The organism is Rhizobium sp. BK529, assembly GCF_014194105.1.
In the GTDB taxonomy this organism is placed as follows: Bacteria; Pseudomonadota; Alphaproteobacteria; order Rhizobiales; family Rhizobiaceae; genus Rhizobium.
Genome location: NZ_JACIAU010000002.1, coordinates 192,933 through 205,913 on the forward strand (window position 1 = coordinate 192,933; position 12,981 = coordinate 205,913).

Here is a 12,981-nt window from a genome sequence, read left to right on the forward strand (position 1 = left end):
GCTTTGCTCCCGGTGCGCCAAGCCGCTCGTCTACAGGTTACCTGAATGCTGAAGCGCAAACGATTCCTCTTTGCGATCCTCGCGATCCTGCCGACACTGGCGATCTTTGCCTATGTGCGGCTGTATCCAATCGCCGACACGTTGAGGCTCAGCCTTTTCCAGTGGAACATCCTCTCGAAGAACAAGCCCTTTATCGGGCTTGCCAATTTTCGCGAGCTGATGGGCGATCATCTGTTTCTCGACGCCCTGGTCAACACGACGATCATCGCTTTCGGAGTGCTGATTTTGACCATACCGATGGCGCTGATCATTGCCGCGCTGATCTTCCATCGCACACGCTCGCGCATGGCAGGGTTTTACGAAACCGCCGTGTTTATTCCCCACATCGTGTCGCTGGTCCCGGCCGCCATGGCCTGGAAGTGGATCTTCGATGCTCGCCTCGGGCCGCTCAATGCAATGCTGACCTTCATCGGCATTCCGGCGCAGAACTGGCTGTTTGATCCCATCCTCTCGGTCATCTGCATTATCGTGCTATGCTCCTGGCAGGCGCTCGGTTATGCCGTGCTGATCTATCTCGTCGGCTTCAAGAACCTGCCGGTTTCGCTTTACGAAGCCGCCAAGCTCGATGGCGCCTCCGGACCGCAGAGCTTCTGGTATCTGTCGATCCCGATGCTGAAGCCAATCACGCTTTACGTTTCGGTCGTGACCCTGGTCTCTGGCTTCAACGTCTATGCCCAGGCTTTCGTGCTCGCCTCGGACGCCCAAGGCGCGCCGGGACGCCAGGTGCGGGTGCTCGTGCTCGACATGCTGGAAAATAGTTTCCGCAATTACCGCGTCGGCTATGCGGCTTCCGAGGCGGTCGTGCTGCTCGTTATCGTCCTGGTATTGACACTGATCCAGTTCTCCATGCTGAGAGAAAGGGGAAGGGCATGACCGCAGAACTTTCCTTGATCCATGTCGAACCCACCGCCGAGGAACTGGCAGAGGGACAGCGCCTGCGCCGCAAGAAAAAGCTGACCAATCTTGCGATCGACGTGTTTCTGTTCATCGTCTCGATCCTCATGTTGCTGCCGCTCGTCTTCCTGGTTGCCAATGCCTTCAAGACGCCGGCGGAAATGCTGGCCTGGCCACCGACCGTCATTCCGCACGACCCGACGACCGCCAATTTCAGGGCTGTCCTTGCCGACACGCCGCTTATCCGCTGGATCGGCAACAGCATCGCCTTCGCGGTGATGTCGACGATCGCGATCGTCGCGACCTCGTCCATTGCCGGGTATGTTTTCGGGAAGTTCCGTTTCCGGACGATGAACATCCTTTTCGCGCTGTTCCTGGCAACCGCGATTGTGCCGTTCGAAGTCTATATGATCCCACTTTATTTCGAGGCCAAGAGCCTCGGCATCCTCAACTCCGTCTGGGGTCTGCTACTCGGTTATCTGGTGATGAGCTTCGGCATCTTTCTCGTCCGCCAGAACGTCATCCATTCGATCCCGGACGAGTTGCTGGAGGCTGCGCGTATCGATGGCGCCGGCGAGTTCTGGATCTTCTTCCGCATTGTCCTGCCGCTGCTTCGCGGCGCGCTCGGGGCTCTCGCCGTGCTTGCCTTCTTCCAGGCCTGGACCGCCTTCGCCTGGCCGATCATCATTGCGACGACAAGGTCGAGCTACACGATCGAAGTGGGCCTTGCGCTCTTCCAGACCGGCTTTACCGTCGATCTCGGGCGCCTCAGCGCCGCTTCCGCCATCGTCCTCATCCCATCCATCCTGCTGTTTGTCATCCTGCGACGAAACTTCGTTCAGGGCGTCGCCAGCACCGGTCTCAAGGAGTAGCGGCAGTGGCGTTTTTAGACGAGGCACGCAAGACCTATGCCGCAGCCAATGCCGGCACGCTCTATTGGATGCTGCAGCGACCGGTGCTCCATGGCGGGTTCTTGAACACGAAGCAGAACAGCCTGACGCTGCAAGATTACAGCGGGCAAGACGCAATGCGCGGTCCGGATTACACCTATGGATGGATCCAGGGACGCGGGTTGGAAGCACTGGTCGGTCACGCCGAATTCTTCGAGACGGAACTGCCGCCGCTCGCCGAAAAGCTCGATGGAGCTGGCCGGCGGCTCTATGATCGTCTGGCCGCGTTGCAGATGCCGGACGGCCATGCCTATTTCTGCTACGATCGTGCCATGACCGCGATTTATGCCGATGGCGCCAATCGCATCTTCGCGCAGGAGAAGCCGGCGCTGATCTATTCCTATTCGGACGCCTTCGTTGCCAAGGGACTGGTCGTAGCCGCAAGCCGCTACGGGTTGCCGGGCCTTGCCGATCATCTCGCCTATTTCGACAGGGTCATCGCTGCAATAGAGAGCGGTCGCTTCCAAATCGACGAACGTCGTCCGCTGTCCCTCGACAGTCTCGCCGATCAGGCCGATGACTTCGGCCCGCGCATGATCCTGCTTGGCGCAGCAGCCATGCTGAAGCGCTTTGGCCATACGGCTCATCTGGCATTTGCCGATCGTTTCATCGCCCATGTCATCGACCGGCATTTCGACCCCGCGACCGGTCTGCTGCGCAATGTGCCAGGAGAAGATCTCTGCAATGTCGGCCACGGCATTGAGTTCGCCGGTTTCGCATTTGACTATCTCGACGACAATGCCGATCCGGCACTGATCGAGATGTTGGAGCGCATCGTAATCTCCTCTTTCGACAAGGGCTTTGTCGAGCCTGGCATAGCGCTGACGGTTTCTATTGCGACCGGTCAGGCACAGAGCCCCTATTGCCCTTGGTGGTCGCTGCCGGAAACGATCCGGGCGGCTGCGCTTGCGCATACCCGCACCGGCAGCGCCGAGAGCTTGCGGGTGTGGACGGCAGCACATGCTGCCTTCTTCAAGCACTACTGGCGCGGCACGCCGCCGATCGCTTACCAGACCATGACCACGGACGGGCCGGTCGACTTCGTGCCCGCCACACCCGATCTCGACCCCGGCTATCATACCGGTCTTAGTCTGCTTGCAGCCATTCACGCTGTCGACCGTCTGCAGCCGACCACTCGAAAATCAGGATGAACTTATGGCTTCCGTTGAAATCCAGAATGTCCGCAAAGCCTATGGCGGCTTCGAAACCATCAAGGGCGTTTCTGTCGAAGTACCAGACGGCGCCTTCGTTGTGCTGGTCGGGCCTTCGGGTTGCGGCAAGTCCACCTTGCTGCGGATGATCGCGGGGCTTGAAGAGATCACCGGCGGCACGATCCGTATCGATGGTCGCGTCATCAACGATGTCGAGCCGAAGAACCGCGACATTGCCATGGTCTTTCAGAACTATGCGCTCTATCCGCATATGACTATTGCCGAGAATATGAGCTTTTCGCTGCGGCTCGCCAAAGCCTCCAAGGAGGAGATCGCCACACGGGTGGCCGATGCGGCGCGCATCCTCGGTCTTGGCGATTATCTCCAGCGTTACCCGAAGCAGCTATCCGGCGGCCAACGCCAACGCGTCGCCATGGGACGTGCTATCGTACGCAATCCGAAAGTCTTCCTGTTTGACGAACCGCTTTCCAATCTCGACGCCAAACTGCGTGTCCAGATGCGAGCCGAATTGAAGGATATCCACGCGCGCTTCAAGACCACTACCGTTTACGTCACCCATGATCAGATCGAGGCAATGACAATGGCCGACCGTATCGTCGTCATGCGCGACGGTATTGTCGAGCAGATCGGTTCGCCCCTCGACCTCTATGACAGGCCGGTCAATACGTTCGTTGCAAGCTTCATCGGGTCACCGTCGATGAATTTCCTGTCGGTCAGGATCGGTGAGGACCGAAAGTCGGTCGTGACGGAGAACGGCATTCGTCTGCCTGTCGAGTCTGAGGCTTTGCTTGCGTCCGGCGCCGCCGTCAGCTACGGCATCCGCCCCGAACACCTGACGATCGCGCCAAACGGGGACGGCATTCCAGTTGTAGTCACCAATATCGAACCCACCGGCTCGGAGACGTTCGTTCAAGGCATGGTCGATGGCCAAAAGATCTCCGCACAGCTACGCGAACGTCTCGTCATCAAGACGGGTGAGTTGCTCAATCTGACGCTTGCTCCGGCAAACAGTCATCTGTTCGATGCAGCGTCAGGCGTACGGCTCTCATAGGCGGGTGAAAATGTCCGTCCCGCCATCTTTCTTGGGCATGCCAGCCGCCGGCGAAAAGCCCTCGGCTGGGATCGACGACGAACACGGATGGAGACAATGGCGAAGACAAGGGTCGCGATAATCGGGCTCGGTATGGCAGCGGGCCATCATGCCCGCGCCCTGTTAGATCTCTCTGACCGCATCGAATGCGTGGCCGCCTACAGCCGGACGGCCGGCCGACGACAGGCTTTTGCCGAACAGTTTCCGACCATCCCCATAAGCGACAACCTCGATGCGATCTTTGAAAATCCGTCGATTGCGGCAATCCTGATCGTGACGCCCCCGGGCAGTCATCTGGAACTCGTCCGTCGCGCCGCAGCGGCCGGAAAACATGTTCTGCTCGAAAAGCCCTTGGACATTTCCCTCGACCGCTCCGAAGCGATCGTGAAGACAGCGAAAGACGCCGGCATACTCCTCGGGGTGGTGCTGCAAAACCGGTTTCGCGATGCCGCGCTCAAACTCGATGAAATCGTTAAGTCCGGGCGCCTGGGCGATCTCGTGGAAGCATCGGCTGCGATCCGCAACTGGCGTCCGCAAAGCTATTACGACGCCGAAGGTCGCGGGACGGTGGCGCGCGACGGCGGCGGCGTGCTGCTCACCCAAGGCATTCACACGATCGACCTGCTGCTGAACTATGCGGGTACGCCCGCAGGGATCTCCGCATTCGTCCGCACAACCCCTATTCACAGGATGGAAACGGAGGACCTCGTTACCGCAGCCTTCTCCTTTGAAGGCGGCGCAATCGGTTCGCTCATCGCCACGACCTGCGCCTATCCGGGTCTTCCAGAGCGCATCGAATTGATCGGTACAAAAGGCACCGCTGTCCTGACCGGTGACAGATTGGACGCTGCCTTTATCGACGGTAGCAGAGAAATAGCGGGCGGTGAAACGACTGGAAGCGGGGCGGGGGCAAATCCGATGGCGTTTGGCCACGAGATGCACCGCGCATTGATCGGAAATTTCATCGATGCGATCGAAAACGGTGCGTTGCTTCGCGTTACCGGGGATGACGCGTTGAACGCCCACCGATTCATAGGTGCTGTCCTGGCGGCAGGCGCTACAGCTATTTCCTGATGCGGCGCGGCTTGATCTCCGAAGGCTGGAACGGCCCCGTCCTCGAAGATTAAATGCTTCAACGGTGACGATATATCGCGTGATTGCCTGGCGTATAACGGTATTAAGGTGCGGCCCTCCGATGCGACCCGATGCGAGGTCGAGCTTTCTGATGGCGACGAACTATCCTTCCTGCAGACCTTGCGCAACGCGGACGAAGGAATAAATCTATTCTGCATCGAAGCTGCGGCTCACGATCGATTGCGGCGACATCAGTTGCGCGAGAGTGGGGCGCTGGTACCGATACCGCGCGGAGTCTCTCATCTCTTCCACCTCGAAATGCAATTCGACAGTGGCAGGTAGCTCGTGAAAACGCGTGGCACTGGTCGATAATATTGGATGTAAGTATGAGCGCATGCTGTTCGGCAGTCAGCCGCAACAATGAGGCCAACGGGCCGGAAAACGTCACGAAGATCGTCTCCCGCGGTAAGGCCGGCGCGGTGATCGCCGTCAAGGGCGGTGAGAGTTTCGTCGGAACGAATGATGCCGTAATTGCTGTGGACGGCGAGGGGCCGGAACGCAAAGTCACGATTAACGACTTTTTCCTCGAAGCCGAGACGGTCACCGTCGCTCGCTTTGCCGCGTTCGTCGAGGCGACCGGCTATGTGACGGACGCCGAAACCTTCGGCTGTGCTGCGGTCTTTTCCGGCCTGCTGCGGGACAAGGCTTTGCTTGCGCAAAGCGTTACGCTGACCCCATGGTGGGGGAGGGTGGACGGCGCCATATGGCGCATGCCGGAAGGTCCCGGGAGCTCGGTCGAGGAGCGCCTGGACCATCCCGTCACGCAGGTTTCCTGGAACGATGCGGTCGCCTTTGCGAGCTGGGTTGGCGGTCGCCTGCCGACCGAGGCGGAATGGGAGCACGCCGCACGCGGCGGCACCCGAAGGCGACGGTATCCCTGGGGTGACGACGAACCGACCGACGAGACGATCTTCTGCAATATCTGGCAGGGGCGTTTCCCGCATGACAATACACGGGCGGATGGGTTCTACGGTACGGCACCGGCACGCAGCTTTGCGCCTACCGAGGACGGCTTCTACAATCTCTCCGGCAATGTTTGGGAATGGACGAGCGATCCGTTTCGCGTGCGCTCTTTGTCGCGCCAGGCGAAGATCCGCAACGAGCAGGCAAGGCAAAGCGCGGACAAGGTGCTGAAGGGAGGCTCTTTTCTTTGCCACAAGAGCTACTGCTTCCGCTACCGTATCGCAGCCAGAATGGGTCTGTCTCCAGACAGCGCATCCAGCAATACCGGTTTCCGCATCGCCTACGATGTCCAGCCGGACGGAGTTGAGGCTCCGTAGCGCATGTCCCAAGGGCGTGTGGCGGACGAAGACACAAGCATTGGAGGGAATAGGTGGGAACGGCCAAGAAGCGTCCGAACATCATTTTCGTCATAACGGATCAGCAGCGGTTCGATACGATTGCCGCCGGCGGCTTTCCGCATATGAAGACGCCGACCCTCGACCGGATGGCAAGGGAAGGGACCTATTTCCGTCAGAGCTATGTAACGTCACCCTCCTGCGCTCCGTCGCGTGCCAGTCTGTTTACCGGTGTCTACCCGCACACCAATGGCGTCTTTCGCAATGACGAACAATGGGCCTTCAGTTGGGTGCAGCAACTGGCCGAGTCCGGCTATCGCTGTGTCAATGTCGGCAAGATGCATACTTCCCCTTTCGAGGATGCCTTCGGCTTCCACGAGCGCCACGTGGTCGAGAACAAGGACCGGGCAACGGCGAGACTGCCGTTTTTTCTGGATCATTGGGACAAGGCGATCTGGGCTCGCGGTTTTGAAAAACCGAGCCGGGTCACCTATCGCCGGCGGGAAGATTATCGCTCATCGCTCGGCGCCTTCGTCTGGGAACTCCCGGACGAGCTCCATTCGGATAATTTCGTCCCGGCATTCGCCCAGATGTGGCTGGATTGCTACACGGGTAGCGAGCCGTTCTTCCTGCAGATCGGCATCCCGGGCCCACATCCGCCCTATGACCCCACGCAGCACTATCTGGACCTTTATGAAGGCGTCGATCTCCCCGAGCCGATCCTCAGCGACGACGACCTTGCCGCGCAGCCGATGGCCTTGAAGAAGCTGCGAGCGCAGCATCTCGCCGTCGATCATGATGCCGTCGTGCATCTGGCCGAGCCGACCAGGGAGCAGTTGCGCCGCCAGCGGCAGCATTATTTCGCCAATGTCTCGATGATCGACGCGCAGATGGCCAAGCTGATTGAGGCTGTCGAGCGGCGGGGTGTTCTTGATGATACGATCATCATCTTCACCTCGGATCACGGCGACAGCCTTAACGATCACGGCCACAGCCAGAAATGGTCGATGTACGAGCAGAGCGTCCGCGTTCCTGCTATCGTCTGGTCGCCGGGGCGGGTAGCCCAGGGCCGAGTTGTCGACGACCTCGTCTCGCTCTTCGATTTTGCGCCTACCATTCTCGAAATGGCCGGTCTGCCCGTTCCCGACTGGATGGAGGCGCAATCGCTGACGCCCTACCTCGAAGGCAAGGACTGCGAGCCGCGCAAGTTCGTCTTCTCCGAACATGCTGGCGATCGCATTTTCAACGGCAGCGAATTCATGACCATGATCCGCAGCCAGCGCTACAAGCTCGTGCATTTCGTCGATAGTGATGAAGGCCAGCTGTTTGACATGGAACGCGACCCGAAGGAGATCCACAACCTTTGGGACGATGCGACCCATCAAGGCACCAAGCAGGAATTGATCGCAGAAATCCTGAAATGGCGGATCAGAAGTGCGCTGAAGACGCAAGGCTGGACGCTGGCGAGCGTCAAGTTCGGCCCCCATTCCGGCCGCACGCCAACAAGCAACGCGCGACAGGGCGGGGAATGAAAAGGACGCCGTAGCGGCGTTTGAACGCCTTTCGGGTGCGTAGACACGTTGCACGCCGGTTTCTGCTCATCAAGGAAAGACGACCTGCCTCATCCACCGACGGTTAGAAGGTCTCGCCGACTGCCTCCCGACGCCTCCGGTCGAGTTCCTCGCTGTACCGGTGCAATGTCTGCGCTTCGCTCAGCTGTCCGATCACCTTTCGCTCGATGAGATTGTTGACCACGGCCAGCGCTTCGCTTCGGCTCTTGTCGAAGAGGCCGGCGGCCTGTTTGGCATTCATCTGTGGCTGCAGGAAATCATTGCGATGACGGAGGAATTTCTCGACGGTTTGCGGCCAAGCGACGCGCCAAGGACTTGACCGCAAGTGATGAGGGAGAAACTCTTTGTACCGGTGAAATAGTATTGGAAAGCCCGTCACTTCGACGACTGGATGATACTAGCGAAATAAGGCGGGATGCCGATAATATCTTCTGATCTATTTGCGATCGCCGGAAGCTATCTCCTGCTCCGCATAGCCACGGAAACGTTCGCAAGGCGCACCAGGCCACCATCGCCTGCGGCATTCAGCTTGTCATCGTGTTTCCTTGCGAATGGCACTTTCCCGCACCATCATCTTCCACTCGACCAATGTCGTGCTGGGCTGCGCTCCATTGATCCGCGCGAATATGGCTTCGGCCGTCAGCCGACCGATCGTCTCGCGGTCCGGGCGGATCGTCGTGAGCGCCGGGCTCACGCAACCGGCCGCCTCGTTATCGCCAAAGCCGATCACGCCGATCTCTTCGGGTATGCGCTTGCCGCGTTTCTTGAGTGCACGAAGTACGCCGAATGCGACCACATCACTGTTGCAGGCAATCGCATCGATGTGCGGGTGACGTTCGAGAAGCTCGTGTGCAAGGCGCTCTCCGAGTTCGGAGCTGCCACCCTGCTGATCGGTATGCGTGACGATCTCCGGCAGGCCGGCCATGGCGGCGGCTGACTGCAGCCCTTTCAGGCGCTTCTGCGCACGCCTGTCGTTCTCTCGGACGCTGCCGAGGAAAGCAAGTCGCCGATAGCCGCCGGCAATCAGCTGGCTGGCCTGCGCCGCGCCGACTGCGGTATGATCGAAGCCCACGGCCGTGTCGATCACCTCGCCGCCGGTATCCCACATTTCGATGATAGGAATGCCGGATGCCTTGAGGAGTTCGACTACTTTCGGCGCGTGATCTACGCCGATGATGGCGACCGCTGCGGGGCGCCAGCTGAGAAGCGAACGAACGAGCCGCAGCTCCTGAGCGGCATCGTACCTCGTATTGGCGAGCATGACCTGCATATCCCGCTCCAGGAGTGCCGATTGCAATGAATCGATGATGCTCGCGAATTCCGAATAATAAAGCGATGTCACGACGACGCCGACAATATCGGAGCGCGTGCTCGACAGGCCGCCGGCAAGGCGGTTCGGTACGTAGTTTAGCTCCTCCATTGCCGCATTGATGCGGCGGCGAAGTTCCGGCCTGACCGTGTTGGGCGCGCGCAATGCGCGTGAAACGGTGTTGACTGAAACGCCCACTTTCTCCGCGATCGAGGCAAGTGTCGGCGCGTTGCGCGCATCCTTTTCGACAGTCTCAAATTCCATTCGCGTGAAACTCGCCAAAGTGAGCGTTGCGTTATCGATAACTTTATGCCATTTTTTTGATCGAGAGGCAAGCGGAGAGGAACGGCGTCTGCCCATTTCAACAGTCGGAAGCCCAGTGCCGGGATCGGCGGGCTGGAGGAGAAAGCATGGCTGAAAGGCCGAATATCATTCTGATCATGACGGACCAGCAGCGCTACGACACGATTGCGGCGCTCGGTTTTCCGTATGCCATGACTCCGAATATTGATGCGCTTATCGAAAAAGGCGTGGCACTGACCAACTGTCACATTACCGCGCCGAGCTGCGTTCCCTCGCGTGCAAGCCTTTTTACCGGCTACTACCCGCATACGACCGGCGTGTTGGCAAATGGCCAGAAATGGCAGCGAACGTGGGTCGAGCAACTGCGCGACGCCGGCTATCGTTGCGTCAATGTCGGCAAGATGCACACGATCCCCTATAATTCGGATTCAGGTTTCCACGAGCGGTACGTCGTGGAAAACAAGGACCGCTACCTAGAAGGCCGCTGGTACTTTGACGAGTGGGACAAGGCGCTTGCCGCCAATGGCCTCGTCAAACAGCAGCGCGAATCCTACCGCACGCGCGATGACTATCGCGAGCGGCTTGGCTGCTTCGATTGGGAACTGCCCGACGAACTGCACGCCGACGCCTTTGTCGGCAACATGGCCAAGTGGTGGGTCAACACCTATCCGCTAACCGAGCCACTGTTCCTGCAGGTCGGCTTCCCTGGACCGCACCCGCCCTTCGATCCGCCGGCGCGTTACTCGGAAATTTATCTGAAACGCAACGACCTGCCATTGCCGAAGCCCGCGCCGGAAGAGCTGCAGTCGCTGCACCAGGAGCTGAAGGACAAGCGGCAGCATGATGTTGAAGTCGATCATGACTCCGTCGTCTGGAGCCTCGATCCGACGCCGGACCAGATGCACCGGCTCTGGGCGCACTATCTCGGCAACGTCACCTTGATCGACGAAAAAATCGGCGAGCTTCTGGCCGCGCTGAAGGAGCGCGGCTATCTGGAGGATGCGATTGTCATTTTTACGTCCGACCACGGCGAGTGCCTCGGCGAGCATGGGTTGATCCAGAAGTGGTCGATGTACGACATCGTCACCCGCGTACCGACGGTCATCTGGTCGACCGCCAATCGCTTCGAAGGCGGCCGCTCCATCGATGGGCTCTGCCAGCTCTTCGACCTTGGCCCGACAATCCTCGAATATGCCGGTATCGCCCCGCTAAAAAGCTTCGAGGCCCGGAGCCTCAAGGCGGCGCTCGAAGGCCGGGACTGGATCCCGCGCAGTCATGTGTTTTGCGAGCAGATCGGCGACGTTGCGATGGCTGGAGGCGTGGAATTCATGACAGGGGTCAGGAGCGAGAGATGGAAGCTCGTTCACTTCAAAGGATCGACGGACGGTCAGCTGTTCGACCTCGAAAACGATCCGAAGGAGGTCAACAACCTCTGGAGCGACCCCGTTTACGCTGGCCAGAAGCAGGAGCTTCTCGACGTTATGCGCGACTGGTTGATCAGTTCGAACTTCAAGACGCGTGACGTGATGGCAGGTGCCCGATGAACGGTCGGCTTCCGCAATTCAGACATGTTTTCGCGAGGGAGGCATGACATTGTCCGTTGCAACAAGTGAAGAAAAGCCGGAGCCCGCGGTACGGCCATCCCTTCTGTCGGGGTCGGCAGGCATGCTGATCATCAACATCATCGCGGTCGTCGTCGGAATTGCGATTTGGGCGCTCGTCACCAGCCAGGGCGTTGTCGGTCTGCCGACACCGATCGCAGTCGCCAAACAGGCCGTGATCCAGGCCGAGAATGGCCTTCTCTGGTCGGATGCGCTGGCAAGCCTCGGCCGCGTCTTTACTGGGTTCGCCCTTGGAATCATCGTCGCCATCCCCGTCGGTTTCCTGATGGGCTGGTATCGTATTGCTCGCGGCATCGTCGAACCCTATGTCCAGTTCTTTCGCACGATCCCACCGCTCGCTATCATTCCGCTGGCGATCGTCACCATGGGCATCGACGAAACGCCGAAGATCTTCGTCATCTTCCTGGCCTCGTTCCTGACCAGCGTCGTTGCGACCAACCAGGGCGTCGTCAATGTCGACAAGACGCTGATCAACGCCGCCCGTGTGCTTGGTGCCAACGACTTCACCATCTTCCGTCGCGTCATCGTGCCGGCCTCGCTGCCCTATATCATGGTCGGCATACGCATCGGTCTCGGTTCATCGTGGGCGACAGTGGTCGCTGCCGAACTCATCGCGGCACAGTCGGGTCTCGGCTTCCGCATGCAACAGGCTCAACTCTACTATGATCTTCCGACGATTTTCGTCAGCCTCATCGCCATCGGTGTGCTCGGTCTCATCATGGACCGCATCGTGATCGTGATCGATGGTCTGCTGACGGCATGGCAGGAAAAGCTATGAGCACCAAGATCTCGTTCCAGAACGTCAATAAGACCTTCAATATTGCCGGCCAGACATCCTTCGCTGCGCTCAAAGGTCTTAACCTCGACATCGAGGATGGCGAGTTCATCACCGTTGTCGGTCCGTCCGGTTGCGGCAAGTCGACTGCCATGAACATTGCTGCCGGCCTTATTGCGCCCTCGTCAGGGCAGGTGCTGGTCGACAATGTACCGGTGAAAGGCCCTGGGCCTGAACGCGGCGTGATTTTTCAACAATATGCCCTCTTTCCCTGGCTGACGGTTCGCCAGAACGTCGAGTTCGGCTTGAAGGTTGCAGGTCATGCCAAGGCGGAGCGGCGCAGGATTGCCGATCACTTCATCGGTCTCGTCGGCCTCAGTGATTTCGCCGATTCGCTGCCGAAGACGCTTTCCGGCGGCATGAAGCAGCGCTGCGCAATTGCGCGAGCCTATGCGGTGAACCCCAAGATCCTGCTGATGGACGAACCTTTCGGTGCTCTCGATGCGTTGACCCGCGTACAGCTTCAGGACCAGCTGCTTGCCACATGGAGCAAGGAGCGCCGCACGGTCATGTTCATCACCCATGATGTCGACGAGGCGGTGTATCTGGCGAGCCGCGTCGTCGTCATGGCCGCCCGGCCGGGCCGTCTCCACCGGATCATACCGGTCGATCTGCCTTATCCGCGCACGGAGGAGATGCGCCTTTCAAGGGAATTTTCGACATTGCGTAACGAGGTCTGGCGGTCGGTCTACCATCCGGCCGCCGCCTGACCTTTGCGTTCATCATCGGCTGTCACAAGGAGG

11 protein-coding genes and 1 pseudogene are annotated in these 12,981 nt (G+C 59.4%); 10 read left to right on the top strand and 2 right to left on the bottom strand.

Going from position 1 to position 12,981, the window contains the following annotated elements:
- Nucleotides 1-45: 45 nt before the first annotated feature.
- The 7 genes from FHX08_RS18005 (at nucleotide 46) to FHX08_RS31490 (ending at nucleotide 8,130) form a co-directional block, all read left to right on the top strand.
- Nucleotides 46-933 (top strand): carbohydrate ABC transporter permease, encoded by an 888-nt coding sequence (locus FHX08_RS18005; RefSeq protein WP_184327438.1) that lies wholly within the window; start codon nucleotides 46-48, stop codon nucleotides 931-933.
- On the top strand, nucleotides 930-1,826 hold the full coding sequence (locus FHX08_RS18010; RefSeq protein WP_184327439.1) for a carbohydrate ABC transporter permease: 897 nt from the start codon (nucleotides 930-932) through the stop codon (nucleotides 1,824-1,826). The genes FHX08_RS18005 and FHX08_RS18010 overlap by 4 nt, the downstream gene beginning before the upstream one ends.
- A gap of 5 nt (nucleotides 1,827-1,831) precedes the next feature.
- Nucleotides 1,832-3,055 carry an AGE family epimerase/isomerase gene (locus FHX08_RS18015; RefSeq protein ID WP_184327440.1) on the top strand — a complete coding sequence of 408 codons (1,224 nt, stop codon included), beginning with the start codon at nucleotides 1,832-1,834 and terminating at the stop codon, nucleotides 3,053-3,055.
- 4 nt (nucleotides 3,056-3,059) lie between these two features.
- The gene (locus tag FHX08_RS18020; protein WP_184327441.1) at nucleotides 3,060-4,127 is read left to right on the top strand and encodes an ABC transporter ATP-binding protein; all 1,068 of its coding nucleotides are present in this window, start codon (nucleotides 3,060-3,062) and stop codon (nucleotides 4,125-4,127) included.
- 96 nt (nucleotides 4,128-4,223) lie between these two features.
- Nucleotides 4,224-5,240 carry a Gfo/Idh/MocA family protein gene (locus FHX08_RS18025; RefSeq protein WP_184327442.1) on the top strand — a complete coding sequence of 339 codons (1,017 nt, stop codon included), beginning with the start codon at nucleotides 4,224-4,226 and terminating at the stop codon, nucleotides 5,238-5,240.
- Nucleotides 5,241-5,626: 386 nt separating this feature from the next.
- The gene (locus FHX08_RS18030) at nucleotides 5,627-6,580 is read left to right on the top strand and encodes a formylglycine-generating enzyme family protein (RefSeq protein WP_184327443.1); all 954 of its coding nucleotides are present in this window, start codon (nucleotides 5,627-5,629) and stop codon (nucleotides 6,578-6,580) included.
- A 53-nt stretch (nucleotides 6,581-6,633) separates the two neighbouring features.
- Nucleotides 6,634-8,130 carry a sulfatase gene (locus FHX08_RS31490; protein ID WP_184327444.1) on the top strand — a complete coding sequence of 499 codons (1,497 nt, stop codon included), beginning with the start codon at nucleotides 6,634-6,636 and terminating at the stop codon, nucleotides 8,128-8,130.
- A gap of 103 nt (nucleotides 8,131-8,233) precedes the next feature.
- Here FHX08_RS31490 and FHX08_RS18040 read toward each other — a convergent pair.
- Nucleotides 8,234-8,440: pseudogene (locus tag FHX08_RS18040) on the bottom strand (chloride channel protein); the annotation flags it as partial.
- Nucleotides 8,441-8,701: 261 nt separating this feature from the next.
- Nucleotides 8,702-9,742, bottom strand: a complete 1,041-nt coding sequence (locus FHX08_RS18045) for a LacI family DNA-binding transcriptional regulator (protein WP_132654699.1) — start codon at nucleotides 9,740-9,742, stop codon at nucleotides 8,702-8,704.
- A 146-nt stretch (nucleotides 9,743-9,888) separates the two neighbouring features.
- Here FHX08_RS18045 and FHX08_RS18050 point away from each other — a divergent pair, with 146 nt between their 5' ends.
- The 3 genes from FHX08_RS18050 (at nucleotide 9,889) to FHX08_RS18060 (ending at nucleotide 12,948) form a co-directional block, all read left to right on the top strand.
- Entirely contained in the window at nucleotides 9,889-11,325 is a 1,437-nt protein-coding gene (locus tag FHX08_RS18050) for a sulfatase (RefSeq protein WP_184327445.1), read from the top strand.
- 121 nt (nucleotides 11,326-11,446) lie between these two features.
- The gene (locus FHX08_RS18055; RefSeq protein WP_184327601.1) at nucleotides 11,447-12,181 is read left to right on the top strand and encodes an ABC transporter permease; all 735 of its coding nucleotides are present in this window, start codon (nucleotides 11,447-11,449) and stop codon (nucleotides 12,179-12,181) included.
- Entirely contained in the window at nucleotides 12,178-12,948 is a 771-nt protein-coding gene (locus FHX08_RS18060) for an ABC transporter ATP-binding protein (protein ID WP_210288330.1), read from the top strand. The genes FHX08_RS18055 and FHX08_RS18060 overlap by 4 nt, the downstream gene beginning before the upstream one ends.
- Nucleotides 12,949-12,981: the final 33 nt, after the last annotated feature.